Genomic DNA, 24,650 nt, shown 5'->3' with positions numbered 1-24,650 from the left:
GACATGCTGCCGATCCTCGCCGCCGTCCTGGCCTTCATCACCATCGGCGGCCTGGGCTGGGTCTTCGTCGGCGGCGATGCGCCCGCCGATCAGGGGGTCAAACGCGCCCGCGCCCTGGTCGCGGCGCCCAATACCAAGGCCGCCCGCAAGGTCGCAGCGGCCCAGGCCAACACGCCGGAAGCACGGCGCAAACAGATCCTGCTGCAGCTCAAGGACGCCGAGCGCAAGGAGCGCAAGGCCCGGCTGACCATGGCGGCCAAGCTGACCCAGGCCGGACTGTCCGTAAAGATCCAGACCTTCTGGATCGTCAGCGGGGTGCTGGCGCTCCTGGCCTTCCTGCTGCCCCTGCTGTTCGGCGCCAATATCCTGGTGTGTCTGGGGCTGGCGGCCGTCTTCGGCCTCGGCCTGCCGCGCTGGATCGTGGGTTTCATCGGCAAGCGCCGGATGAAGAAATTCTCCGGCGAATTCGCCAACGCCGTCGATGTGATCGTCCGCGGCATCAAGTCCGGCCTGCCGATCCACGAGTGTTTCAAGATCATCGCCCGCGAGAGCCCGGCGCCGCTGGGACCCGAGTTCCGGCGACTGGTCGAGGCCCTTGGCGTCGGCCAGACCCTGTCCCAGGCCCTGGACCGGATGTACGAGCGGATGCCGACCAGCGAGCTGAAATTCTTCTCCATCGTGCTGGCCATCCAGCAGAAGACCGGCGGCAACCTGGCCGAGGCCCTGTCGAACCTGACCACGGTGCTGCGGGCGCGCCGGATGATGGGCGAGAAGATCAAGGCCCTGTCGTCGGAGGCCATGGCCTCGGCGGGCATCATCGGCTCCCTGCCGATCATCGTCATGGGCCTGGTCTTCATCACCACCCCTGCCTACATCCTGCTGCTGTTCACCGATCCGCGCGGCCAGGTGATGCTGCTGGGGGCCGGCATCTGGATGGCCTGCGGCGTCTTCGTGATGAAGCGCATGATCGCGTTCAAGTTCTAGGGCGACGGCATGATCAACTTTCTCGTCCAGCCCCAGAACCTGCTCAGCATCATCGTCGGCCTGCTGGTGTTCGCGACCCTGATCACGGTTCTCGCCCCCATGAGCGGCGGGGCCCGGCTGGAGGGCCGGATGAAGGCCGTCGGCCAGAGGCGCGAGGAGCTGAAGCGGCGGTCGCGCCAGGCCCTGGCCTCCGGCGGCGGCCTGCGTCATACGGACGAGGGGTTCCAGAAGGACATCGTCGAACGGCTGAACCTGACCAAGCTGCTGGAAGACCCCAAGGTCGCCGAGAAGATGGCCCAGGCCGGCTTCCGCGGGCCCAAGCCCCTGACGACCTTCTACTTCTTCCGCTTCACCATGCCGTTCGTCTTCTTCGCGATCGCGGCCTTCTACCTGTTCGTCTTCAACGATTTCGGCCAGCCGGTGATGGTCCGGGTGACCGGGGTCATGGTGGCGGCGGTGATCGGCTTCTATGCGCCCAACATCTATCTCTCGAACCGGATCTCGAAGCGCCAGCAGTCGATCATGCAGGCCTTCCCCGACGCCCTGGACCTGTTGCTGATCTGCGTGGAGGCCGGGATGTCGATCGAGCAGGCCATCGTCAAGGTGAGCCAGGAGATCGGCCCGTCGTCCATCGATCTGGCCGAGGAGCTGAGCCTGCTCTCGGCCGAGCTGTCCTATCTGCCCGAACGCCGCATGGCCTATGAGGGCCTGGCCAAACGGACCAACCACGCGGGGGTCAAGTCGGTGTCGACCGCAATGGTCCAGGCCGAACAGTACGGCACGCCGCTGGGCTCGGCCCTGCGCACCATGGCCAAGGAAAACCGCGACCTGCGGATGTCGGCGGCCGAGAAGAAGGCGGCGGCCCTGCCGGCCAAACTGACCGTGCCGATGATCCTGTTCTTCCTGCCGGTGCTGTTCGTGGTCATCCTCGGGCCCGCGATCATCAATATCCAGGACACGATGAAGGGCGCGGGCGGAGGCTGACGACGGCCGGACGCGCGGGTCCGACGCGCCGGTTCAGGCGTTTTCCGCCGTCTGTTTGATCGCCTCGCTGACCCGGATGAAGGCGTCGCGGTAGCGGCGTCTGTGCTTGTCGTGGAAGCTCTCGCCGCGCAGGCCCGACAGGATCAGCCCATTGGCGACGATACAGCTGCCGCGCTCAAGTTCATCAATCTCGAAATAGCGGACGGCGTTGAACTGCCAGCCGCGTTTCTCGGTCAGCACCAGCTGGGCCAGAGGCTGCCATTCCGCGACGCGGGACCGGACCAGCCGCTCGGGCAGGCCCTCGATCCGCTCGGTCAGGCTGATCTGGCCGCCGAAGGCGATGGTTCCGGAAACCTCCGTCTCGATGGGATTCCACCGGTTCCATGCCGACAGGTCCTCGATCAGGGACCAGATGCGGTCGGAGGTGGCCTGGACGCCGATACGGCTCTCGATACGGAGGGTCATGAGGCCGATTTCGCACGACCGGCGGCCGGACGGAAGCGGGGCCAGGCGATTTCGCCCCTGCCCGGGGTCGCCGGTCGACTCAGCGATTGCCTTCCGGACCGGGCTGGGAGGCCGGCGGGGTTTCGGTCGAGGCGCCGGTTTCGTCCCCGACGCGGGCGGACCGGAGCGCCGGGCTCCACAGGGCGACCACCAGGGCCGCGCCGAGCAGGACGACATTGGCCGCGAAGGGGCCGAATCCGGTCAACTCGTACAGGGCCACCCCGATCACGGGCGGCGCCAGGAAGCTGAGCCCGGCCAGCGACATCATCAGGCCGGCCACGGCGCCCTGTTCCCCGGGGCCCACGGCGATCGACGAGCCGGCGGTGAACCCGGGCCGGGCGAAGCCGACGCCCATCGAGACGACGGCATAGCCCACCACCACGCCGAAATACCCCGGCGAGAAGATGCTGACGATATTGCCGAGCAGGGCCAGGCCCGCGCCCCAGCGCATCAGTTCGCGCGGCTGGAGCTTCAACAGGGGGATCAGGCCCCACTGGACCATCAGGGTGGCGATGGCCCCTGTCAGCATGGCCAGGCCGATGAAGGGCTGGGCCTCGCGCGCCGCCATGAGGCCCAGTCCCGATCCGGTCCGGGCCAGTTCGTCGATGATGTGAAAGCCCAGAACCGAGATGTTGATCGCCTGGGCGCCGGTGACCAGCAGGCCGTAGAGCAGGAAGTCGCGGACCCTGGGGTCCTTCCACAGACCCTTGCCGTTGTGATCGGGCTTGCCGGTCGGGGAGGGGGTGCGGACGGCCTCGCCGCTGGGCAGCTTGCGCCAGACCACGGCCAGCATGACCAGTCCGATCAGGGCGAAGGCGTACATCGGACCGGCCAGTCCGACCAGGGGCAGGACAAAGGCGGGCGCCAGGGTCGGGCCGATCACGGTGCCCAGGCCCTGGGCCGAGGCCAGAAGCGACATGGCCTGGGTGCGTTCGCCCGCCGTGGTGCGGTCAGCGACATAGGCCTGGGAGGCGATCGGGGCGGCCGAGCCGAACAGGCCGTAGATGCTGCGCGCCACCGCCATCAGGACGAAGGCGGCGACCGGGCCAAGCCAGTGCTCCAGCCCCGAGGTGGCGGCGACGCCGAAGCCGGCCATCGACAGGATGAAGCCCCACAGGCCGATCGTGATGACCCGCTTGCGCCCCACGGCGTCCGACAGACGGGCCCAGAAGGGTGAGGCCAGGGTCCACAGCAGGGCCGAGATGGCGAAGGCGCCCGCGACCAGGGTGTCGGACAGGCGGAATTCGCGCCCGATGGCGGGCAGCACCGACTGCAACGCCATATTGCCGCCCGAGGCGATCAGGCTGACGGCGCACAGGATGAAGAAGGCGGGCGAGCGGAGGTTCACGACCCTGTCTTACCGCTTCATGGGCCCGAGACCAGTCCCGGGCTCAGGTCAGGTCGGTGATCGTCGGGGATTTCAGTCGCCGGTCGTCGTGCAGGCCCAGTCGGGCCTTGACCTCGAACAGGTCGGCCCCGGCCGGCACGATCAGCAGGGCCTTGGGATTGGCGGCGTTGACGGCGACGACCGCCTTCTTCGGGCAGACGTCGAAACAGTCGGTCTCCTTGACCACCAGTTCGGCCTTCTTGCCCTTGCCGGCCTTCAGATATTTGCGCAGGGCCTTTTTCAGCGACCGGTCGCCGTCGGGGCCGAACCCGCCGTCCAGCTTCTTCGAACATTTGCGGCAGACCAGAACCACCTGCCGCCAGTGGGTTGTTGCGCTCTTGACGACCATGGACCGGTGATCGGCGAAGCCGTGCGTCGATGCAAGACGCTTGCGCCCCGCGTCGTCAAAGCTTCATGATCCAGCCTTCCCCGAAACACGCCCCGACGGAGACCCCCCATGCGCCGCACCCGACTTTGCGCTGTTCTTGCGGCAGCCCTGACCCTGGGGACGGCGGCCACGGCCGGGGCCCGGACGGCTCCCGCCGATGACGGACTGGCGGCGGCGGTGACGGCGGCGGCCGAGACGGTCAATCCGCGCGTGATCGAATGGCGGCGTCATCTGCATCAGAACCCGGAACTGGGCTTTGCCGAGACGAACACCGCCGCCTATGTCGCCGAACGGCTGAGGGCGCTCGGGCTGGAGGTGCGCACCGGGGTCGGCAAGACGGGGGTGGTGGCGATCCTGAAGGGCGACCTGGCCGGCGACCGCGTCGTGGCCCTGAGATCCGATATGGACGCCCTGCCGGTGCTGGAGGCGACGGGCCTGCCGTTCGCCTCGACCGCGACCGGGACCTATCAGGGGGCCAGCGTCCCCGTGGCCCACGCCTGTGGCCATGACGCCCATATGGCCATGCTGCTGGGCGCCGCCGAGGTGCTGACCGGGATGAAGGCCCGGTTCGGCGGCACGGTGGTCTTCATCTTCCAGCCGGCGGAGGAGGGGGCGCCCCCCGGAGAGCCGATGGGCGGGGCGGCCCTGATGATCAGCGAGGGCGTGCTGAAGGATCACGGGGTCGAGGCCATCTTCGGCATCCATGTGGTGCCGGGGCGGGCGGGGACCCTGTTCTATCGGCCGCAGGGGTTCATGGCGGCGTCCGACCGGATCGACATCACCCTGAACGGCCGCCAGACCCACGGGGCCTGGCCCTGGCGCGGGGTGGACGTCATCGCCGCCTCGGCCCAGGTGGTGAACACCATCAATACCCTGACGGCGCGGACCGTCGATCCGACCACCACGCCGACGGTCTTCACCGTCTCCACGATCAATGCCGGGGTTCGCTACAACATCATTCCCGACAGGGCGGTGATGAGCGGCACGCTGAGGACCTTTGACGTCGACCAGCGCAACGCCCTGGTCGAGCGGACCCGGGCGGCGGTGGACCATGTGGCCGCCATCCACGGGGCGACGGCGGAGTTCGGCATCTTCCAGAACGCGGCCCTGGTCTATAACGACCCGCCGCTGTCGGCCTGGCTGGCGCCCGTGCTGGTCGAGGCGGCGGGGGCGGAGAACGTCAATCCGGCCACCCCGCCGACCACGGTGGCCGAGGACTTCAGCTATTTCCAGAAGGAGATCCCGGGGGTCTTCTACCATCTGGGCGGCACGAAGCCCGGCGTCGACCCGGCGACCACCGCCCCCAACCATTCGCCCCAGTTCGACGTCGACGAGAGCGTCCTGCCCGTCGGGGTCCGGGCCCATGCGATGACGGCCCTGCGGTTCTTGCAAAGGCCCTGACCCTCTGGCCTGATCGCGCCCGGAGGCCTAAGGGCGGGTGTCATTCTCAGGAGCCCCCTCATGATCACCCGCCTCGACCCCGGCGCCCGTATGAGCGAGGCGGTCATTCATGGGGACACCGTCTATCTGGCCGGGCAGGTGGGGGAGCCGGGCGATGATGTGGTGGCCCAGACGCGGACGGTGCTGGCGGAGATCGACGCCCTGCTGGCGCGGGCCGGGTCGGACAAATCAAGGATCCTGATGGCCACCATCTGGCTGGCCGATATCGCCGACTTCGCGGCGATGAACAGTGTCTGGGACGCCTGGGTCGATACGGCCAACCCCCCGGCGCGCGCGACCTCGGAGGCCCGGCTGGCCTCGCCCGACTACCGGGTCGAGATCGTCATCGTCGCGGCGCGGTGAGGCGATCATGAGCCAGGGCGAACTCGAACGGTTCCGGGCGGCGCGGGTGACGGCGATCTATCGCCTGGACCTGATCGCGAAGGGCGCGCAGATCACCTATGATGACGGCACGCCGGTGGACATGGCTTCCGAGAAGGCGCGGCTGGAAGAGGTCGTGGCCGATATGGATCGCCGCATCGCCCGGCTGGAACTGGCGGATGCGAAGCCGACCGGCCTGATGAACTAGAGCCCGTACCCAATAGGAAACGGCTCGTTGTTTGGAATAGAATTCTGAAAATATGAACCTTATTTCCACCGTCATCCTCGCCACGAGGGCGAGGATGACGGAATGAGTTTCAGGCTATTGGATCCAGACCCTGGTCAGGTCAGGACCGAACGGATCACCCGTTCATAGACGCCGGTCAGGGCCTCCAGCTCCGCTGTCGGGACCCGCTCATCGAACTGGTGCATGGTCTGGCCGACGAGGCCCAGCTCCAGCACCGGGCACAGGGCGCGGATGAAGCGGGCGTCGGAGGTGCCGCCGGTGGTCGAGGCCTCGGGCCGGCGACCGGTTTCGGCCTCGACCGCGTCCTGGACCGCCGTGACGAAGGCCCCGTGTTCGGTCAGGAAGGCCTCGCCCGAACACATATGCTCCAGCGAAATCTGCAGGCCCGTTTCCGCCTGGACCCGGCCCGCCTCGGCGTTCAGCCAGGCGATCAGTCCGTCGCCGGTGTGGGAGGGGTTGAAGCGGATGTTCAGCCGCGCCCGGGCCTCGGCGGGAATGACGTTGGTCGCCGGGTTGCCGATGTCGACGGTGGTGATCTCGAGGTTGGAGGGCTGGAAGGCCACGCTCAAGCAGTCCCGCTCCGCGAGCGGGACGTTAGCGACAGAAGGGTAGCCGTCGTCCAGCCGGTGGGCGTCCAGGGCCGCCAGCAGCCGCACCAGAACCGGGGCCGGATTGGCGGCGCGGTCGGGATAGGCGACGTGGCCCTGTCTGCCGTGGACGGTGATCCAGCTGTTCAGCGAGCCGCGCCGGCCGATCTTGATCATGTCGCCGAGATGCATCTGTGACGAGGGTTCGCCGACGACGCAGGCGTCGATGACCTCGCCCTCGGCCATCAGGGTCTCGACCACCCGTTTGGTGCCATGCAGGGCCGGGCCTTCCTCGTCGCCGGTGATGAGGAGGGACAGCGATCCCGCCGGCTCGCCTTCGGCCAGCACGCGCGAGACGGCGGCGACCCAGGCGGCGATGCCGCCCTTCATGTCCACGGCGCCCCGGCCGTACAGGACGCCGTCGCGGATCTCGGCGGCGAAAGGATCGGCGGACCAGCCGGCGGCGGCGCCGGTCGGGACCACATCGGTGTGGCCGGCGAAACAGAGGTTGGGCGAGGCGGTCCCGCGCCGGGCGTAGAGGTTCTCGATCCGTGCGTGCTTGCCCTCGCCGCCGGGCCCCTCGAAGGCCAAGCGGCGGCAGGTGAAGCCGAGGTCGGTCAGGATGCGCTGCAGCGTGTCCATGGCCCCCGCGTCCGCCGGGGTGACCGACGGACGGCGGATCAGGTCGCGGGTCAGTTCGACGGGATCGATGACCGCGATATCGCTTACGGGATGTGATGGACCGCTCATGGTCCTGTGCTTTACGGACTTGCCGCATCTGCGAAAAGGGGCCCGTCATGCCGAAGATCGAGATCGAGACCGCACCCACTGGCCACGGGACCGCCTACCCCGAGGCGTTCGCCGGGCCGTGCAAGCCGCGCCGACGCTGGAAGCTGGGCGATGCGGCGGGGCTGGGCCAGTTCGGCGTCAACCTGTTGCGCCTGCCCGCCGGGGCCTGGTCCAGCCAGCGCCACTGGCATGAGACCGAGGATGAGTTCGTCTGGATCGTGGAGGGCGAGGTCGTTCTGGTCGAGGGTCTGCCTCACCAGGGACTGGCGGGGGCGCCCCTGACCGAGACCGTGCTGCGCGCCGGCGATTGCGCCGGGTTCAGGGCGGGCGTCGCCAATGGCCACAGGATCGAGAACCGGTCGGGGGCCGAGGCGGTGCTGCTGGAGGTCGGGACGCGGACGCCGGGCGGCGACGGGGCCGACTATCCCGATATCGACATGATCCTGCCCCGGGGGGCGGATCGTTACCATCACCGGGACGGAACCCCGTATCCGAAGACTGACAGGCGCACGTGACCGAGACCATCGAGACGACCCCGCCCGTGCCGCCCCGTCCGCCGGAGGGAGAGCCGGAGAGCCCCTGGGGCCTTCGTGATTTCCGCCTGCTATGGTTCGGCCGGGTCGCAGCCGTTCTGGCCATCCAGATCCAGTCCTCGGCCCTGTTGTGGCAGGTCTATCTGATCGCGCGACGCGATCATCCGATCGAGGAGGCCAGCCTGTATCTGGGGCTGGTGGGGCTGTGCCAGTTCCTGCCGCTGCTGGCCTTCACCCTGCCGGCCGGGGCCATGGCCGACCGCCGCGACAGGAAGAAGACGGTGTGGATCTCGATTCTGGTCGAGGCCAGCTGCGCCCTGGGCTTCCTGTTGATGGCCCTGCACGGGTCGCCGCCCCTGTGGGGGCTGCTGGCCACGGCCGCCCTGTTCGGCGCCGCGCGGGCGTTCCTGGCGCCGGCCAGTCAGGCCTTCCTGCCGATGGTGGTCGGACGCAAGGCCCTGCCGCCGGCCATCGCCGCCCAGTCCATCGCCTTCCAGACCGGCGCCATCGCCGGGCCGGCCCTGGGCGGGGTGATCGTGGGCCTCCATGTGCCCCTGGCCTATGCCGTGGCCCTGGGTCTGTTTCTGGCCGCAGCCGCCGCCTTCATCCTGATCCGCACCCCCGGCAAGCCGGCGCCGCAGGAGAACCCCCTGCCGCCGGTCGAGGCGGTCAGGGAGGGTCTGGCCTATGTCTGGAAGACCAAGATCGTGCTGGGCGCCATCTCGCTGGATCTGGTGGTGGTGCTGCTGGCGGGGGTGGCCCTGCTGACGCCGATTTTCGCCGCCGACATCCTGCACGTCGGGGCCATGGGATTCGGGCTGTTGCGCGCCTCGTTCGGGGTGGGCGCCCTGCTGGTCGCCGTCTATCTGAGCCGCTATCCGATCGTGCGGCGCGGGGGGCTGTGGATGTTCGGGGCGGTGGCGGTGTTCGGCCTGTGCACCCTGACCTTCGGCCTGTCCAAAATCGCCTGGCTGAGCGCCCTGGCCCTGTTCATCGGCGGGGGGGCGGACATGATCAGCGTCAACATCCGCCAGACCCTGATCCAGCTGGCCACGCCCGATCACATGAGGGGCCGGGTGTCCTCGGTATCGATGCTGTTCATCGGGGCGTCGAACGAACTGGGCGAGGCCTATTCGGGCCTGATGGTTCGCATCCTCGGCCCCATCGGCGCTGCGGTGTTCGGCGGCTTCGGCGCCCTGGCCGCGACGGGGATCTGGGCGAAGGTCTTCCCGAGTTTGAGGAAGGCGGATCGGCTGAGCTAGTGGTTAGTGGTTAGTGGTTGGTGCCGTCGCGTTCGGCGCAGGCGGCCCACCGTTGTCGGACTCGCAATCACTATTCACTAACCACTGACCACCATTCCCCCGTCTCACCCCCATGCCCTGAAGTGTTTCGACAGCTTCAGTCCCTGCCGCTGGTAGTGGCTGCCGCCCTCGCCATAGAGGCGGGTGGGGCGTTCGGTCAGGGGTTCATAGACCAGCCGGGCGACGATCTGGCCGTGTTCCAGCAGGAAGGGGGTGTCGTGGGTGCGGACTTCCAGCACGCCCTTCGACCCCGCGCCATGGGCCTCGTCCGTGCCGAAACCGGGATCGAAGAAGCCGGCGTAGTGGACGCGGAATTCGCCGACGCTGGGGTCGATCGGGGTCATCTCGGCGGCCTGGTCGACCGGGATCTCGACCGTGTCGGACGAGGCGAGGATGTAGAACTCGCCCGGATCCAGCAGCAGTTCGCCGCGACGCAGGCTCAGGGGCTCCCAGAAGTCGCGCGGGTCGTGGCCGTCGATGCGGTCCAGATCGACGACGCCGGCATGGCGGCGGCCCCGGAAGCCGACGATGTCGCCGCCCATCAGGTCGACCCCGACGCTGCGGGTCTCCAGACGCGGCGGCTCGCCGACCTTGAGCCGCAGCTGGTTCAGCCGGGTGCCGGGCCGGACCAGGATGGAGAAGGTCTGGGGCGCGATCTCAAGATACAGCGGCCCCTCATAGCCCTCGGCCACATCGTCGAACACCGGGCCGCGATCGGTCAGCAGGCGCACGAAGACGTCGACCCGGCCCGTCGAGGACTTGGGATTGGCGCGGGCGATCAGGCCGGCGGGCAGGGACAGGCGCTCCTGCAGCTCGACGATATAGACGCAGCCCTTTTCCAGCACATAGCCGCCGGACAGGTCGATGGCATGCATCGACACATCGGCGATCCGGTCCGCGACCAGCCGTTGGCCCGGCAGGAAGGAGGCGCGCACACGCCAGCCGCGCGCGCCGAGTCTCAGGTCGAGGCTGGCGGGCTGGACCTGGTCGGCGTCGAAGGGCGTGGCCGAGGCGATGGCGCCCGTAGCGATCAGGGTCTCGATGCCCTGACAGGGCAGGATGCCCGACGTCTGGGTCTCGTCCGGCGTTTGGGTGTCTATGCTCATGCGGGTTGAATGCCACGGCGGGCGGCGGGCGTCACGGCCAATCCGGCGCTTGACCTGTCGAGCGGCGCAGGCTCCATGGCGGCATGTATGACGACGACCCCTATGAGGCAGAGACCGACGGAATTCTGGTGCGCGTCCGGCCCAGCTATCTGGCCGGCCAGTCCGACCCGGACGAGGGGCGCTGGGTCTGGGCCTATCAGGTCGAGATCGTCAACCTGACGCCCTCGCCGGTGCAGCTGATCTCGCGGCGCTGGCTGATCACCGATGCGCGCGGTCATGTCGAACAGGTGGCGGGGCCGGGCGTGGTGGGCGAGCAGCCGACGATCCAGCCGGGCGGCAGCTACTCCTATGCCTCCGGTTGTCCCCTGCCGACCGCCTCGGGATCGATGGCGGGCGTCTATGCGATGGTCGATGATCTGGGCCGGACCTTCGAGGTCGCCATCCCCGCCTTCAGCCTCGACGTCCCGGGCGCGGGGCGGGTGCTGAACTGAGGGTGTTGCTCCCATATTGGGAACATGATAGGCATGACGTCCGATGAATGTCGTCGCACGCAAGACCCTGGTGGCCTTCTGGACCCGGCATCCGAGGGCGAAGGGGCCTCTGTCGGCCTGGTACGAGATGGCGCGCGCGGCGGACTGGCGTTCACCGCAGGACGTGAGGAACGATTTCAACACGGCCGATTTCGTCGGTGACAATCGGGTCATCTTCGATATCGGCGGCAACAACTATCGACTGGTCGTGCGGATCTCCTATCGGTTCAAACAGGTGCTGGTGAAGTTTGTGGGAACCCATGGCGACTACGACCGCATCGATCCGGCGACGGTGTGAGGGAATGGGATGATGAGCCAGACCCCTGTACGGGTCATCCATGACGAGGCCGGACATGCCGCTGCGCTGGCGGAATACGAGGCCTTTTTCGACACCGAGCCTGCACCCGGGACGCCCGAGGCGGATCGGTTCGAGCTGCTGGGCCTCGTCATCGCGGCCTATGAGGACCGCCATTGGCCGATCCAGGCCGCCACGCCGCTGGAGGTGATCCGGCTGGTGATGGAGGCGCGAGGCTATGGTCAGGTCGATCTTGCGGCCCTGTTGGGATCGCGGTCACGGGCGTCGGAAATCCTCAACGGCCGACGGAGCCTGTCTGTGGAGCAGATCCGGCGGCTGAGCCGGGAATGGAGGATTCCCGCAGCCGCCCTTGTCGGAACGGCCGAAGCGGCCTGACAGGGCATCCGCATGGTCCGGGACAGGGTGGATGGGGCTGCGTCAACCCGGATAACCGCAGCCCCGCCCCCGGTCCTGTCAGCCGCGCGGCCGACAGGGTGGACGTGGGGTGGTTAGTGATTGAATGATTGCAGCGGGGCCGTATTGGCCACGCGCGCAATATCGGCGGATGGCCGCTCGCCAACCACGACGCCCTGATCACTCATCACCAATCACTCAGATATAGCGCCGCAGGCTGCGGGCCAGTTCGGTCGAGCCGTTCTTCTTGACCTGGGGCTGGTAGGCGACGCGGGCGTGTTCGACGCAATAGACGCCTTCCGAGGCGCGGCGGCCGCAGAAGCTGAACTCGCGCGAGGAGGGGTCGCCGATCGGCCATTTGCACATATGGGCGCCCAGGGTCATCACCGTGGCGGTGCCCGGCAGCTCGGTCACGGCGCGGATCGGGGTCGGCGGCACCGGGGCGGTCGGGCGCGGCTGGACGGCCTCGATCCGACGCGGGACGGACGGCTGGGCCGGCGGCGTCGTGCGGGTGCGGGCCGGACGGAAGGCGGCGGTCGTGGTGGTGCGGGCCGGCTGCGACGGCGTGGCGCGGCCCGACAGGCCCAGGCGGTGCACCTTGCCGATCACGGCGTTGCGGGTGACGCCGCCGCCCAGCTGTTTGGCGATCTGGCTGGCCGACTGGCCTTCCAGCCAGAGCTTCTTGAGCGCGCCAACGCGATCCTCGGTCCAGCCTGCGGTCATGTCGCTCTCCAGTGGCAATCGGATTCAATATCTGGTGTGAGGCGGCTCTTCAGCGACCTGTCCCTACCACTAATCGTAAACGAGACCTTAACAGACGCAAGATGTGCGAATCACTTGATCCACAGAAACCAGATGTTGAATCGCCGTTCGCTGAAATTTGATGCGGGTCTGGCGTCTTGCGCGAACGGGGCGTCAGGCGCATTTGCGCGGCCATGACCGATACCGCCTCCACGATCCGTCCGCCCCAGCCGCGTCGCTATGACGGGATTAACTGGGTCGGGCTGCAGACCCTGTATCTGCGCGAGGTGCGCCGGTTCTGGAAGGTCGGCGCCCAGACGGTGGCGGCGCCGGTGGTCACGACCCTGCTCTATATGCTGGTCTTCGTGGTGGCGGTGAAGGGCGGGCGTCCGCCGCTGGACGGCACCCCCTTCGCCGAGTTCGTGGCGCCGGGCCTGATCGTCATGGCCATATTGAACAACGCCTTCGCCAACTCTTCATCCAGCCTGATCCAGGCCAAGATCATGGGCACCTCGACCGACTTCCTGACCCCGCCCCTCAGCCCGCTGGAGCTGACCGTCGGCTTTTCGCTGGGCGCCGCGACGCGCGGCGTGGTGGTGGGTCTGGTCACGGCGATCTGCGTCATGCCGTTCGCACGACTGGGGCTGCACAATGTCCTGGCCATCGTCGGCTTTGGTCTGGCCGCCTCGCTGGTCATGGGGATGGCGGGCGTTCTGGCCGGGCTGTGGGCCGAGAAGTTCGACCAGCTGTCGGCGGTGCAGAATTTCGTGGTCATGCCGATGACCTTCCTGTCGGGGGCCTTCTATCTGGTGGAGAACCTGCCCGAACCCTTCGCCACCCTCAGCCACTACAATCCCTTCTTCTATCTGATCGACGGCTTCCGCTACGGATTCATCGGCCATTCGGAGGGCAATCTGTGGATCGGCGGCCTGATGAGCGCGGGGCTGATCGTGGCCCTGGGGATCTCCAACTGGCTGGTGTTCCGCTCGGGCTGGCGACTGAAGAGCTGAGTTGATACGCAAGGGGTTCAACCAGGATCCCGACCATGCTGTTTCGCCCGACCGCCCTCGCCACAGCCTTCTGCCTGTTCGCCCTTGCCGGCGGGGTATGGGCCCAGGCCCCCGCGTCGGGCGCGGCGCCGGCCGAGCTCAGGGACCGGGTCGCCGCCTTTGTGCAGCCCTCCAATGTCGAGCGCACCCGGGTCGCGCTCGAACAGCTGACGGCCGCCGGCTTCACCCCGGTCGTGGAGACCTTTGCGGGCGGCGGTCGCGCCGGACCGATGGAGGGCCGCAATGTCGTGGTCCTGATCCCGGGAACCGGCGCGGGCGAGGGCGGCGAGATCCTGCTGACCGCCCACTATGACGCCGTGAAACTGCGCGACGGAACGATGGCCCAGGGCGTGGTCGACAATGCCGGGTCGGTGGTCGCGGTGATCGAGGCGGCCCGGGCCCTGAAGGCGAACCCGCCGGTCCACGACGTGCGGTTGATCCTGTTCGATCAGGAGGAGCTGGGTCTGGTCGGCGCCCGCAAATGGATCGAGGCGCACGGCATCACCGGGGTGGCCGGGGTGCTGAACTCCGACGTCGCCGCCTATGGCGACACGATGATGTACGGCCAGAACAACGGCGCCCAGTCGGCCTGGGTGACGCGGGCGGTGCAGGAGGTCTGTGCGGCGCGGGCCCTGCAATGCGTCGGCTACCCGGCCTATCCGCCCAGCGACGACCGGGCCTTCTCGGCCGCCGGGGCGGCGGTGGTGTCGCTCGGCTTCCAGGACCAGATCGGCGCCCACCAGATGTGGCTGGCCTTCAATGGCGGCGAAAGTACGGGTCTGGCCGAGGGCTTCGTGCCCCGCGTCTTCCGCACCATCCATTCGGCCGAGGACAAGGTCGAGGCCGTCGAGGGCGAAACCATCCGCCTCGCCGCCGACACCTATGAGGCGGTGATCCGGGCCATGGACGCGAAGCTGACGGCCGACGGGAAGTAGGTCCGCCGACAGCAGGCGACCTTGACGTCTCCTCCCCATGCGCTTGCATGGGGAGGGGGACCACGAAGTGGTGGAGGGGCTCTGGATGTCGCAGGGTTCTGTATCGCGAGCGCGTGTTCTGCGGCGCGCCATGACGCCGCCGGAAGCCCGCCTGTGGGTTCATTTGCGCAGGCGCAGCCTCGGCAATCTCAAGTTCCGGCGACAGCACCCGATCGGGCCCTATGTGCTCGACTTCTATTGCGCCGAAGCGAAGCTGGGCGTCGAGATTGACGGCGCGGGCCACGATCATCCCGACCAGATCGCGCATGACCGGCGAAGAACCGGATGGCTGGAGACGCAGGGCGTGACCGTGATGCGCGTCACAGCCGAAGATGTCCGGGTCAATCTGGAGGGCGTACTGGCGTCGATACGCACGGTGGCCGAGGCCCGTGTTCGCGGCTAAAAACCCCTCCACCGCTTCGCGGTCCCCCTCCCCATCGCAAGCGCGACGGGGAGGAGACGGACAGGGATCTCCCAGCCGCGGACCTACCCGATCAGCGCCCTGGCCGCCGCGCGGGCCTCGTCGGTGATGACGGCGCCGGAGAGCATGCGGGCGATCTCCTCGAGGCGGGCGGCCTCATCCAGCGGATCGACGGTGGTGCGGGTCTGGCCGTCGCTATCGGACTTGCGCACCTTCCAGTGGGCGTGGCCGCGGGCGGCGACCTGGGGGCTGTGGGTCACGACCAGGACCTGGGCGCCCTCTGACAGGCGTTTCAGGCGCTGGCCCACGGCCTCGGCCACGGCGCCGCCGACGCCCTGGTCGACCTCGTCGAAGATCATCACCGGCTGGCGCTGGTCGGCCCGACCCGCGAGCGCCGCCTTCATGGCCAGGGCGAAGCGGGCCAGTTCGCCGCCGGAGGCGATGGCGTCCAGCGGGCCGAAGTCGTCGCCGGCATTGGTGGCGATCTGGAAGCGGACGGTCTCGACCCCCTGCGGGCCGCGCCGGCCGTCGGCGACCGGTTCGAAGGCCACATTGAAGCGGGCGCGGTCCAGTTTCAGCGGGGCCAGTTCGGCCATGACGGCCGCCGTCAGCCGCTCGGCCGCCGCCTCGCGCGCCGAGGTCAGGAAGACGGCGGCGATATCATAGGCCTCACGCGCGGCCGAGGTCTCGCGCTCGGCGGCGGTCAGGGCCTCGGCGCCGTCCTCGATCAGCCGCAGCTGTTCCCGCAGCCGCAGGCGCAGGTCGGGAAGGGCGGAGACAGGGGTGTTCAGTTTCCGGGCGGCGGCGCGCAGGGCGAACAGCCGTTCCTCCGCCCGGTCCAGCCGGCCGGGTTCGAAATCGAAGGCGGCGGCGGCGGCGTCGACCTCGGCGATGGCCTCCACGGCCTCGACGATGGTGCGGTCGATGGCCTCGGCGGCGGCGGTCAGGCGGGCGAGGACGGGGTGGTCCGCCGCCACGCCGTCCTGCGACCCGCCGTCCTGTGATCCCATGGCCTGAACGGCGCGCTGGCGGGCGTGTTCGACCGCGCGCAGGGCCGCCGACAGCTTCTGGCTGAGCTTGTCGCCGCCCAGCTGGGTGCGGGCGTCGGCCAGGTCGGCCACCGCCTTTTCCGCCGCCCCGAGCAGGGCGCGTTCGCCGGCCAGTTCGGTCTCCTCGTCCTCGCGCGGGTCGAGGGCGTCGAGGTCGGCCAGGTTGAGGGCGATCTCGTCCGAACGGGCGGCGGCTTCGTCGGCGGCGGCCTTCAGCCCGGCCAGACGGGCTTCGGCCGCCCTGAGGGCGGCGGCGGCGCGGGCCACGGCCTCCAGCTGGGGCGACAGGCCGCCATAGGCGTCGAGGGAGGCGCGGTGGGTCTTCCAGTCCAGCAGGCCGACCGTCTCGTGCTGGCCATGGACCTCGACCAGACGGGCGCCGATCTCGCGCAGGGCGGCGACCCCGGCGGGAGCGTCATTGATCCAGGCGCGACTGCGGCCGTCGGCGCTGACGACGCGACGCAGGATCAGATCCTCGCCCGGCCGGGCCTCGAAGCCCCGCTCGGCGATCAGGGCGATCAGGTCGGCATCGTCCGGGGCGGTGAAGACGGCGGTGGCGCTGGCCTGTCTGGCGCCGGACCGGACCAGTCCCGCGTCGCTGCGGCCGCCGAGGGCCAGGCCGAGCGCATCAAGGATGATCGACTTGCCCGCCCCGGTCTCGCCGGTCAGCACGGTCAGGCCGTTCTCGACCTCAAGGTCGAGCGCCTCCACCAGCACGATGTCGCGGATCGAGAGGGCGGTCAGCATGGCGCACCCGGCGGTTGGTCGGCGTGATTCGACATCGGCGCCACTGTAGCCGCGTCTTCGCATTTGTTCACTGCCCGTTCCGCCGGTCGCGGAGGACGGTCTCAGCCGGGAATGATCCGCCGCAGCCAGCTTTCGCGTTTGGCGGTCGGTTCGGTTACGGGCCGGGCCCCGTTCTCGCTGAGCAGGGCATAGGCTTCGGCGTACCAGGCGCTGCCCGGATAGTTGAAGCCCAGCACGGCGGCGTTGCGGGTGGCCTCGTCCTTCAGACCCAGGCCCAGATAGACCTCGGTCAACCGGTACAGGGCCTCGGGCGCATGGGAGGTGCGCTGGAAGGCCTCATTGTCGATCACCGCCTTGTAGCGACCGATGGCGGCCAGGGGCTGGTTGCGGCGCTGATAGTAGCGGCCGATGGTCATTTCCTTGCCGGCCAGCTGGTCGTTGACCATGTCGATCTTGACCCGCGCATCCGTCGCATAGGAGGAGTTCGGATAGCGACGGATCACGTCGCGCAGACCCGCCAGGGCGGATTGGGCATAGGCCTGGTCGCGACCCACGTCGACGATCTGCTCGAAGTTGCAGACCGCCCGCATGTAGAAGGCGTAGGCGGCCGAGGGGCTGCCCGGGAACAGCTGGATGAAGCGGTCCGAGGCGGCGATGGAGTCCGCATAGTCGCCCGACTGATAATAGGCATAGACCTGCATCAGGATCGCCCGGCGCGACCATTCCGAATAGGGGTGCTGGCGCTCCACCTCCTGGAAATAGTCGACCGCATCGTTCCAGCGCCGGCTCTGCAGCCGTTCGAAGCCGGTGTTGTAGAGCAGCTCGACCGGCCGCTCCTCATAGGCCAGCCTGGGACGGCTGCCGCTGCCGCTACAGGCGGCGATCGACAGGGTCAGGCCCGCCATCATCGCGATCGTCAGGGTGGTGCGGAGCCTGCCGGCCGGCATCGGGGAAGAGAACAAGGAAGACACCCTCATCAACAGGCGACGGAAACGCACCCGGGAACGCCCTGGTGGACGTCCGCGAAAATTCAGACGCGACCTCTACACCAGCGGCCCCGGGTTCGCCAATGCAGGCGAGACCGGGGCGAAATCGGCAAGGTCCGACTTGTCCCCGGCCCCCGCGCTGGTAAAGAGCGCAACCGTCATTGGCGTTTCGATGACGGCGAAAGGATGACCGGCCGATGAAGCTGCTCGCAGGCAATTCAAACCGCCGTCTCGCCCAGGCGATCGCCGACCATCTCGACATGCAACTGACCCGGGCCCAGGTGAAGCGATTCGCCGACAATGAGGTCTTTGTGGTCATCGAGGAGAACGTCCGCGGCGAGGACGTCTTCGTCATCCAGTCGACCTCCTATCCGTCCAACGACAATCTGATGGAGCTGTTGATCTGTATCGACGCCCTGGTGCGGGCCTCGGCCCGGCGGATCACGGCGGTCATGCCCTATTTCGGCTATGCCCGTCAGGACCGGAAGACCGGGGGGCGGACGCCGATCTCGGCCAAGCTGGTGGCCAATATGATCACCCGGGCCGGCGCCGACCGGGTGCTGACCATGGATCTCCATGCCGGCCAGATCCAGGGCTTCTTCGATATTCCGACCGATAACCTGGTCGCGACCCCGGTCCTGGCCAATGACATCAAGGACAACTACCAGCGCGGCAATCTGATGATCGTCTCGCCCGACGTGGGCGGGGTCGTGCGCGCCCGGTCCCTGGCCGAGCGGTTGAACGTCGATCTGGCCATCGTCGACAAGCGCCGCCCCCGGGCGGGCGAGAGCGAGGTGATGAACATCATCGGCGACGTCGCCGGCCGCGAGTGCATCCTGTTCGACGACATCGTCGATTCCGGCGGCACCCTGGTGAATGCGGCCAAGGCCCTGATCGAGGCGGGGGCGACGGAGGTCTCGGCCTATATCAGCCACGGCGTCCTGTCCGGGCCGGCCGTCCAGCGGGTCACCGACGGCCCGCTGAAAGAACTGGTGATTACCGACTCCATCGAACAGCCGGATGCGGTCATCGGCTGCGCCAAGATCCGGACCGTCGCTGTGGCGCCGCTGATCGGCGAGGCCATCCGTCGCATCGCCAATGAGGAATCGGTGTCCAAACTGTTCGATTAATCATCGGAAAACCATCGCGGGACGTATAAGGTTTCCTGTAACGGCGCGCCCTTTCCCGCGTCCGGTTTGCGTTCATGCCGGGACGACCTTGATGCCAGTCACGACACCCCTGACCTATATCCTTCGACGCAGCCTGGCCTGCGCCGCGCTCGCCGCCACCGCCGTTCTGGCGGGTTGCGAGACGCCGCCCGAGCCCCCGGCTCCCGCCCCGCCGCCTGTGGTCGTGGCGGCGCCGCCCCCGCCGGTGACCCTGAACCAGGGCGTGGCCGAGGCCGCCGCCGTCTATGTCGGCTTCATCCGCAATGTCTCCTCGATCCGGGGCGGCTTCCCGGACGCCGAGTCGATCCAGCAGGCGATGCAGCGCGGCGCCACCTATCAGTCGGGCCAGCTGTCGCGCGGCCTGATCGCCTATGCCTCGATCCTGGCCCTGCAGTCGCCCGAGTTCGTGGCGGGCCTGCGGGGCTATGCGGCCGATCCGGCGACGCGCGCCCAGGTCATCAACGCCATCATGACGGACCCGTCCTATGCCGCCGCCCTGCCTGGCGCGGATGCGGCTGCGGGGCTGATCGCCTCGACCCTGGGTCAGGATGTGGCCATGCTGACGGCGATCGCCGATCAGGTCGAGGGCGACGCCTATACGATCCAGGAGCGCAATGATCCGCGCCGCCGCTGGGCGACGACCCCCATTCCCAACCGCGAGGTCCGGCTGCAGACGGCCAAGACCCTGTCGGACCGCCCCATGCTGCCGTCGGCCGAGGACGCCTCGCGCCTGTTTGCCGCCGCCCATGCGGGATCGGGTCTGGGCGTGGCGGGCGACCGGGCCACGCCGCCCTATACGCCCGTCGTGGCCCGGGCCCTGTCGATCGCCGCCCTGGCCGCCCTCGGCTCCGCCGGCGACGACCAGCGGTCCAACACCGACATCCTGGTCAATGATCCGGGCAACCAGTTCTGTTTCGACATGTCCAAGCTGAACCTGTTCCAGTGCCTGGCCGCCTCGCGTCCCAGCTATGAGGACATTTTCTGCATCGGCCGCCATATCGTGCGCGATCTGGCCACCTGTGCGACCTCGGCTGTGGCGGCCGCGCCGGTGCGCACCGCCGCCGCCCCCGCCATGGGCCCGGCGTCCGGTCCGGTCTCCACGACCGCGGCGCTGAACGGGACGCCTGTCGCCCGGAACTGATCGCGGGACGACGGATCGCAAGAGAGTCGGTTGCGCAGGCCCGGTCTTGCGTGTAATAGCCCGCGCTCTTGAATTCGTGGGTTCCGACCCCGTCTGCGCGAGCCGATTTCGGCGCAGGCGTTTTTGTTGTTGAGGCGAGCCAGATGGCCGAGATCATTCTGAACGTGGACGTCCGCGAAAACACCGGCACGGGCGGCGCGCGCGCTGCCCGCCGTTCGGGCGCCGTTCCGGGCATCCTTTACGGCGGCGACAAGGCCCCCGTAGCCATTTCGGTGAACGAGAAGGACTTCCGCAAGTCCCTCTACACCGGCAAGCTGCTGGGCCACCTGGTGACCCTGAAGTATGGCGAAGAGACCCAGCCGGTCATCGCCAAGGACGTGCAGTTCGACCCGGTGTCGGACCGCCCGCTCCACTTCGACCTCATGCGCGTCGACGAAAAGGCCCCGATCAAGATCGAGGTCGCCGTCCACTTCGCCAATGTCGACGAGGCGCCCTACACCCGCGCCGGCGGTTCGCTGGAAGTCGTCCGTCACGCCGTCGAGATCCTGGTCCGCGCCGACCAGATCCCCGACGAGCTGGTCGTGGACCTGACCGGCCGCCAGATCGGCGACACCATCCGCATGTCGGACATCACCCTGCCCAAGGGCGCCTCGGCCACCATCACCGACCGCGACTTCGTGATCGCCACGATCAAGACCTCGTCGGCCGCCCAGTCGGAAGCCGCCGACGAAGCCGCCGAAGGCGAAGCCTCGTAAGCCTGATCGGCCTTCACGGGTTTGAAGATCACAGCCCCGTCCGGTTCGCCGGGCGGGGCTTTTCGTTGCTGCACCCGTCCGGCTGGACTATTGTCAGGGGCATGGACGGAACCGCCGCCGGTCTTGAAGGATCCGACCCCGATGGCATGCGTGCCCGGGGTTACAAGGAGGTGCGGCGCTGGGTCGTCGATCTCGATGCCCCGGGCATGCGCGACCAGGTCGGTGCGGCCCTGACGCGGATCAACGCCTCCGAGGAAGAGCGCGCGCTTCTCGACGAGATCGAGGAGAACGCTGCCGATCTCTGGCGTTCGCTTCCGGAATGAACCGGGGCGATCCGCTGATCGTCGTCCTCTCTGGAGACTATGGAAAGCCCCGTCCCGCCGTGCTGGTTCAGGGCGAGGCGCTTTTCGAGGTCGACAGCCTGCTGGTCTGTCCCTTGACCACCGATGTGTCCACCGCCGGGCCGTTTCGACCCGTTCTGACCCCGACGTCGGAGAACGGCCTTCTCTCGCCATCCGTTATCATGACGGACAAGATAACTGCGGTCCCCCGGCGTCGATGCCGCGACAGGATCGGTAAACTGGGCGCCGAACATATGCAGATGCTCGATTCCAGCCTGATGTTCGTGCTCGGGCTTGGTGACTGACCTCATGATCATCATCGCCGGCCTGGGCAACCCGGGCGCCAAGTATGAGAAAAACCGCCACAACATCGGCTTCATGGCCGTCGACGAGATCGCGCGCCGGTGGCGGTTCGGGCCGGAGCGGGCCAAGTTCCAGTCGGTCATCAGCGAAGGCGAGGTCGAGACGGCGGGCCCGAACGCCAGCGGCGGGCCCGTCAAGGTTCTGCTGATGAAACCCCAGACCTTCATGAACGAGAGCGGCCGGGCGGTCGGGGAGGCGGCGCGCTTCTACAAGATCAAGCCCTCGGAGATCATCGTCTTCCATGACGAGATCGACCTGGCCCCCGGCCGGTTCCGGATGAAGACCGGCGGCGGGGCGGCCGGCCAGAACGGGGTGCGGTCCCTGATCAGCCATCTGGGCGCCGACTTCCGCCGGGCGCGGATGGGCATCGGCCATCCGGGCGAGGCGCATCTGGTGATGCCGCATGTGCTGGGCGACTTCCACAAGGCCGAACAGCCCTGGCTGGAGGCCCTGCTGAACGCCTGCGCCGACGCCCTGCCGTTTGCTGTGGGCGGAGACGACGAACGCTATCAGGGCGAGGTGCTGAGGCTGGCCCCGGCGCCGAAATTCAGCCCCCGCCAGCAGGCCAGGGGGGCTTAGGGTTTCCTGCCGGCAAGGGCGGCGGCGTCCCGGACGCGGACCTTTCGCGCCCCGGCCAGGGGCAGGGGGTTTTGGCCGCCGTCTGGCGGTCAGGTCTGTGTAGCGTGAAGCGGTCGCTCCCGGCGATCACCCTAGATCGGCTCAAGCTCCGAGGGCCTGAAGGTCTCGACGTGGAAGGCCGGATGGGTTGAGGATTCCTCAAGCACCGCAATGGCAACGGTTTTGCCGTCGGTGCGGACGTTGATGAGGCCGTAGGTCAATTTTTCGACGATCCGGAGATCTCGTGGCCGAGAAAACGGGCCTTTGGCGTTCCTGGCCATCCAGCAGTCATCGATTTCCGTGTGGGTCGTCTTCCCGTCCGTTACGGGGCCCCGCCTGTAGGTCTTGTAGCCCGAGTTGAAGGCCACGGATCGCGACAGTTCCGTCGAGTAGAGCAGCGGCGCGAACAGCTCTTCTTCCGTGTGGCCGGCAAATGTCTGGGTGACGGTTTTCGTGCGTCCGTCCGCCTGAGGCCGGTTCCACTTCAGACGCGGCGCAAAGGCGCCTGTCATGCCGAGAACCAGAGCGCGGGGATGGACGTGGGTTTCCTGGTCGCCGCTTGAGAACAGCGTCGCGATCGGAGACATGGCCTGGAGAAATTTCCACGAGATGTCGTCCGACCCGTGGTGGCACGCCTTGCCGACGTGGCAGGCGAACTCGCCCGGCGACCATCTCTGGAGCAGAAGCGCCTGAGACCGGAAATTTAGATCGCCTGTGGTCAGAATCCGCACATCGCCGAAGTCGAGACGCAGCACCAACGACTGGCCATTGCGCGTAAGTGAAGGCGCAGCGAGATTGTAGAAGCCGGAGGTCTTGTTTTCGTCGAGGTAGCGCAGGCCGGGCGCACCGGTCGGCGGGATGGCTGCCTCGATCGGCCCGAGCACCTTGACCTTCACCGGGGCCGCAGCCAGTGGGCCGCCGTTCGACTTGTCGGACAGGCGTCTTAACTCGCCCACGGCGCCCCCTTGATGGTCCCGCAGACCCTTGAGGATCGCTCCCCAGTTGCCGCTCAGAGCCCAGGCCCGCCCGGGACCGGGCTGCTCGAACCTGTCGACATCGGCGAAGTCGTCAATGAGCGTCCCGAGATAGAGTTCACCCTCCTCGACGCCCGCCACTTCCCCGAGTTGCGACAGGCCGGGTTCTGTCGCTGACCACGCTCTCGCCTGGCCATCGAACCGCCCCATGCCGCCGTGGTACACCGTCCCGACGCTCCAGTAGTCGCCGAGCCTGTCAACGAACTGCTGGCCCGCGCCGATATGGTCCTCATCCGGATGGGTGAAGGCGATCCAGTCGAAATGGAACGGCTTGTCCTCATCACCCCTAGCCTCAAACATCCACAGATGGTCGTCGAAAGCCATCCACGCCATGAAGTCGACGGCTGTCCGCCCGCTATTGGTATTGATGAAACCGGTGCGGCCCGGCCCAAGATCGATGGCCGCCCATTTTCCATCCGGAAAACGGATGAGGCTGGCGTCGCCTTGCCCCACGTCAATCTGCCAGATGCTCAGGATCGACTCGTCAGTCAGGCGGGCCCTGGGCACCTCCAGGAGGTGGCCCTTTGCCGAGACCCTGGCCTTGCTCCCGTTGATTTCCCGAACGAAGACTTCGTCGCCCCACAACAGGGCCGCCTTGCCCCAGGTCTCTCTCTGCCTGCGGCCCTTTGCCGGCGTCTCTTTGGCGAGCACCTTCGCCATTAGCTGATACTTGCCATCACAGGAGTCGATGTACGCAACTGCCCCGGCACGCACCGTCATAGCCGCCTCGCTGGATAACTGAACATCGTTATACCATGGGCGCCGGCCTGTGTCTCAGTCGTTGAGAACCGCCCGCATCCGGTTCGTCGCCGGGAATGAGGACCGGCGGAGCGAATATTCGCCCCGGGCCAAAGGCGAACCTCCTGCGTCCTCCCGAATCCCGCCGCATAGCGATGCCGATGCGGCGAGGTTGCGCTTTCCCTGAACGGGCATCCTCGCTAAGTCCTCACGGATGAACCGCCGCCAGGTCGAGGACTGGTCGATCGCGCGTTCGCTGGCTTTGCTGGCGGCGTTGTTCGCGATCGTGTTCGGCTCCCTGGCGCCCTTTGCGGCCCAGGCGGCGGCGCGGCCGGGGCAGGTGCTGGTGCTCTGTTCGGCCGAGGGGCCGCAGACCCTGGCGCTGGACGCCCACGGCAATCCCATCGACGGCAAGCCGCAGGCGGGCGGGGGGCCGAAATGCGCCGCCTGTCTGCTGGTCGCCCCGGCCGACCTGCCGCAGCCGCCGATCCTCGTAAAGGTCACGGGCGCGATCACCCGGCCGGCCCCGGTCTATATCGCCGAGGCCCACTCTGTCCTGCCGCCGGCGCGGGCCCCGCCCCGGCCGCCGTCCACGGCCCCTCCCGAAGCCTGAACAGACCCCGATAGCGACCCCATGCGCCGCGTGATCGATCG

At 68.0% G+C, this 24,650-nt stretch carries 29 protein-coding genes; 20 read left to right on the top strand and 9 right to left on the bottom strand.

Annotated features, from left to right (window positions below; all coding sequences use genetic code 11):
• Nucleotides 1-3: 3 nt before the first annotated feature.
• Both ACW17W_RS14585 and ACW17W_RS14580 read left to right on the top strand, forming a co-directional pair.
• A complete protein-coding gene (locus ACW17W_RS14585) occupies nucleotides 4-984 on the top strand; it encodes a type II secretion system F family protein (RefSeq protein WP_492077624.1) in 981 nt (326 codons plus the stop codon).
• 9 nt (nucleotides 985-993) lie between these two features.
• On the top strand, nucleotides 994-1,968 hold the full coding sequence (locus ACW17W_RS14580; protein WP_492077623.1) for a type II secretion system F family protein: 975 nt from the start codon (nucleotides 994-996) through the stop codon (nucleotides 1,966-1,968).
• Between the two features lie 33 nt (nucleotides 1,969-2,001).
• Here ACW17W_RS14580 and ACW17W_RS14575 read toward each other — a convergent pair whose 3' ends face one another.
• The 3 genes from ACW17W_RS14575 to ACW17W_RS14565 form a co-directional block, all read right to left on the bottom strand.
• On the bottom strand, nucleotides 2,002-2,433 hold the full coding sequence (locus ACW17W_RS14575) for an SRPBCC domain-containing protein (protein WP_492077622.1): 432 nt from the start codon (nucleotides 2,431-2,433) through the stop codon (nucleotides 2,002-2,004).
• A gap of 79 nt (nucleotides 2,434-2,512) precedes the next feature.
• Nucleotides 2,513-3,820 carry an MFS transporter gene (locus ACW17W_RS14570; RefSeq protein ID WP_492077621.1) on the bottom strand — a complete coding sequence of 436 codons (1,308 nt, stop codon included), beginning with the start codon at nucleotides 3,818-3,820 and terminating at the stop codon, nucleotides 2,513-2,515.
• A gap of 43 nt (nucleotides 3,821-3,863) precedes the next feature.
• Nucleotides 3,864-4,208 (bottom strand): hypothetical protein, encoded by a 345-nt coding sequence (locus ACW17W_RS14565; protein WP_492077620.1) that lies wholly within the window; start codon nucleotides 4,206-4,208, stop codon nucleotides 3,864-3,866.
• Nucleotides 4,209-4,316: 108 nt separating this feature from the next.
• Between ACW17W_RS14565 and ACW17W_RS14560 the strand changes: the two genes are divergently transcribed.
• The 3 genes from ACW17W_RS14560 to ACW17W_RS14550 are packed head-to-tail and all read left to right on the top strand — an operon-like array spanning nucleotide 4,317 to nucleotide 6,276.
• A complete protein-coding gene (locus ACW17W_RS14560) occupies nucleotides 4,317-5,648 on the top strand; it encodes an amidohydrolase (protein WP_492077619.1) in 1,332 nt (443 codons plus the stop codon).
• Nucleotides 5,649-5,708: 60 nt separating this feature from the next.
• Nucleotides 5,709-6,050 carry a RidA family protein gene (locus ACW17W_RS14555; RefSeq protein WP_492077618.1) on the top strand — a complete coding sequence of 114 codons (342 nt, stop codon included), beginning with the start codon at nucleotides 5,709-5,711 and terminating at the stop codon, nucleotides 6,048-6,050.
• Nucleotides 6,051-6,057: 7 nt separating this feature from the next.
• Nucleotides 6,058-6,276, top strand: a complete 219-nt coding sequence (locus ACW17W_RS14550; protein ID WP_492077617.1) for a hypothetical protein — start codon at nucleotides 6,058-6,060, stop codon at nucleotides 6,274-6,276.
• Between the two features lie 134 nt (nucleotides 6,277-6,410).
• Here ACW17W_RS14550 and dapE read toward each other — a convergent pair whose 3' ends face one another.
• Nucleotides 6,411-7,652 carry a succinyl-diaminopimelate desuccinylase gene (dapE, locus tag ACW17W_RS14545; RefSeq protein WP_492077616.1) on the bottom strand — a complete coding sequence of 414 codons (1,242 nt, stop codon included), beginning with the start codon at nucleotides 7,650-7,652 and terminating at the stop codon, nucleotides 6,411-6,413.
• Nucleotides 7,653-7,699: 47 nt separating this feature from the next.
• On the opposite strand from dapE, the gene ACW17W_RS14540 reads away from it, so the two are divergent.
• Nucleotides 7,700-8,206, top strand: coding sequence for a cupin domain-containing protein (locus tag ACW17W_RS14540; protein WP_492077615.1), 507 nt, complete (start codon nucleotides 7,700-7,702; stop codon nucleotides 8,204-8,206).
• Nucleotides 8,203-9,486, top strand: coding sequence for an MFS transporter (locus ACW17W_RS14535; RefSeq protein ID WP_492077614.1), 1,284 nt, complete (start codon nucleotides 8,203-8,205; stop codon nucleotides 9,484-9,486). The genes ACW17W_RS14540 and ACW17W_RS14535 overlap by 4 nt, the downstream gene beginning before the upstream one ends.
• Before the next feature lie 104 nt (nucleotides 9,487-9,590).
• Here ACW17W_RS14535 and ACW17W_RS14530 read toward each other — a convergent pair whose 3' ends face one another.
• Nucleotides 9,591-10,631, bottom strand: coding sequence for a 2'-deoxycytidine 5'-triphosphate deaminase (locus ACW17W_RS14530; protein ID WP_492077613.1), 1,041 nt, complete (start codon nucleotides 10,629-10,631; stop codon nucleotides 9,591-9,593).
• Nucleotides 10,632-10,714: 83 nt separating this feature from the next.
• Between ACW17W_RS14530 and apaG the strand changes: the two genes are divergently transcribed.
• From apaG to ACW17W_RS14515, 3 genes are read left to right on the top strand one after another with little or no spacing between them, the layout of a single operon-like run.
• Nucleotides 10,715-11,122, top strand: coding sequence for a Co2+/Mg2+ efflux protein ApaG (gene apaG / locus ACW17W_RS14525; protein WP_492077612.1), 408 nt, complete (start codon nucleotides 10,715-10,717; stop codon nucleotides 11,120-11,122).
• A gap of 43 nt (nucleotides 11,123-11,165) precedes the next feature.
• The gene (locus tag ACW17W_RS14520) at nucleotides 11,166-11,459 is read left to right on the top strand and encodes a type II toxin-antitoxin system HigB family toxin (protein WP_492077611.1); all 294 of its coding nucleotides are present in this window, start codon (nucleotides 11,166-11,168) and stop codon (nucleotides 11,457-11,459) included.
• 12 nt (nucleotides 11,460-11,471) lie between these two features.
• Nucleotides 11,472-11,852 carry a helix-turn-helix domain-containing protein gene (locus tag ACW17W_RS14515; RefSeq protein WP_492077610.1) on the top strand — a complete coding sequence of 127 codons (381 nt, stop codon included), beginning with the start codon at nucleotides 11,472-11,474 and terminating at the stop codon, nucleotides 11,850-11,852.
• A 216-nt stretch (nucleotides 11,853-12,068) separates the two neighbouring features.
• Here ACW17W_RS14515 and gcrA read toward each other — a convergent pair whose 3' ends face one another.
• Nucleotides 12,069-12,593, bottom strand: a complete 525-nt coding sequence (gene gcrA, locus ACW17W_RS14510; protein WP_492077609.1) for a cell cycle sigma 70 cofactor GcrA — start codon at nucleotides 12,591-12,593, stop codon at nucleotides 12,069-12,071.
• A 212-nt stretch (nucleotides 12,594-12,805) separates the two neighbouring features.
• On the opposite strand from gcrA, the gene ACW17W_RS14505 reads away from it, so the two are divergent.
• From ACW17W_RS14505 to ACW17W_RS14495, 3 genes are all read left to right on the top strand, one after another.
• Complete coding sequence (locus ACW17W_RS14505) at nucleotides 12,806-13,621, top strand: ABC transporter permease (RefSeq protein WP_492077608.1); 816 nt, start codon at nucleotides 12,806-12,808, stop codon at nucleotides 13,619-13,621.
• A gap of 35 nt (nucleotides 13,622-13,656) precedes the next feature.
• Nucleotides 13,657-14,595 (top strand): M28 family metallopeptidase, encoded by a 939-nt coding sequence (locus ACW17W_RS14500; protein WP_492077607.1) that lies wholly within the window; start codon nucleotides 13,657-13,659, stop codon nucleotides 14,593-14,595.
• A 130-nt stretch (nucleotides 14,596-14,725) separates the two neighbouring features.
• Nucleotides 14,726-15,037: an endonuclease domain-containing protein gene (locus ACW17W_RS14495; RefSeq protein WP_492077606.1), complete on the top strand. Its 312-nt coding sequence runs from the start codon at nucleotides 14,726-14,728 to the stop codon at nucleotides 15,035-15,037.
• An 83-nt stretch (nucleotides 15,038-15,120) separates the two neighbouring features.
• On the opposite strand, the gene recN is transcribed toward ACW17W_RS14495, so the two are convergent.
• Both recN and ACW17W_RS14485 read right to left on the bottom strand, forming a co-directional pair.
• Complete coding sequence (gene recN / locus ACW17W_RS14490) at nucleotides 15,121-16,851, bottom strand: DNA repair protein RecN (protein ID WP_492077605.1); 1,731 nt, start codon at nucleotides 16,849-16,851, stop codon at nucleotides 15,121-15,123.
• A gap of 101 nt (nucleotides 16,852-16,952) precedes the next feature.
• Nucleotides 16,953-17,759: an outer membrane protein assembly factor BamD gene (locus ACW17W_RS14485; protein ID WP_492080327.1), complete on the bottom strand. Its 807-nt coding sequence runs from the start codon at nucleotides 17,757-17,759 to the stop codon at nucleotides 16,953-16,955.
• 275 nt (nucleotides 17,760-18,034) lie between these two features.
• On the opposite strand from ACW17W_RS14485, the gene ACW17W_RS14480 reads away from it, so the two are divergent.
• The 6 genes from ACW17W_RS14480 to pth all read left to right on the top strand — a co-directional run bounded on the left by ACW17W_RS14480 (nucleotide 18,035) and on the right by pth (nucleotide 22,185).
• On the top strand, nucleotides 18,035-18,967 hold the full coding sequence (locus tag ACW17W_RS14480) for a ribose-phosphate pyrophosphokinase (RefSeq protein WP_492077604.1): 933 nt from the start codon (nucleotides 18,035-18,037) through the stop codon (nucleotides 18,965-18,967).
• A gap of 91 nt (nucleotides 18,968-19,058) precedes the next feature.
• Nucleotides 19,059-20,147, top strand: coding sequence for a hypothetical protein (locus ACW17W_RS14475; RefSeq protein WP_492077603.1), 1,089 nt, complete (start codon nucleotides 19,059-19,061; stop codon nucleotides 20,145-20,147).
• A gap of 143 nt (nucleotides 20,148-20,290) precedes the next feature.
• On the top strand, nucleotides 20,291-20,902 hold the full coding sequence (locus ACW17W_RS14470) for a 50S ribosomal protein L25/general stress protein Ctc (protein WP_492077602.1): 612 nt from the start codon (nucleotides 20,291-20,293) through the stop codon (nucleotides 20,900-20,902).
• Between the two features lie 101 nt (nucleotides 20,903-21,003).
• The gene (locus tag ACW17W_RS14465; RefSeq protein ID WP_492077601.1) at nucleotides 21,004-21,225 is read left to right on the top strand and encodes a hypothetical protein; all 222 of its coding nucleotides are present in this window, start codon (nucleotides 21,004-21,006) and stop codon (nucleotides 21,223-21,225) included.
• Complete coding sequence (locus tag ACW17W_RS14460; protein ID WP_492077600.1) at nucleotides 21,222-21,548, top strand: type II toxin-antitoxin system PemK/MazF family toxin; 327 nt, start codon at nucleotides 21,222-21,224, stop codon at nucleotides 21,546-21,548. The genes ACW17W_RS14465 and ACW17W_RS14460 overlap by 4 nt, the downstream gene beginning before the upstream one ends.
• Before the next feature lie 4 nt (nucleotides 21,549-21,552).
• Nucleotides 21,553-22,185: an aminoacyl-tRNA hydrolase gene (gene pth / locus ACW17W_RS14455; protein WP_492077599.1), complete on the top strand. Its 633-nt coding sequence runs from the start codon at nucleotides 21,553-21,555 to the stop codon at nucleotides 22,183-22,185.
• Nucleotides 22,186-22,316: 131 nt separating this feature from the next.
• Here pth and ACW17W_RS14450 read toward each other — a convergent pair whose 3' ends face one another.
• Complete coding sequence (locus ACW17W_RS14450; protein ID WP_492077598.1) at nucleotides 22,317-23,978, bottom strand: ComEC/Rec2 family competence protein; 1,662 nt, start codon at nucleotides 23,976-23,978, stop codon at nucleotides 22,317-22,319.
• A 232-nt stretch (nucleotides 23,979-24,210) separates the two neighbouring features.
• Between ACW17W_RS14450 and ACW17W_RS14445 the strand changes: the two genes are divergently transcribed.
• A complete protein-coding gene (locus tag ACW17W_RS14445; RefSeq protein ID WP_492077597.1) occupies nucleotides 24,211-24,609 on the top strand; it encodes a DUF2946 family protein in 399 nt (132 codons plus the stop codon).
• Nucleotides 24,610-24,650 lie beyond the last annotated feature (41 nt).

This window comes from Brevundimonas sp. FV1ye29L (genome assembly GCF_058681095.1).
This window is presented reverse-complemented; position numbering and strand designations above follow the sequence as displayed.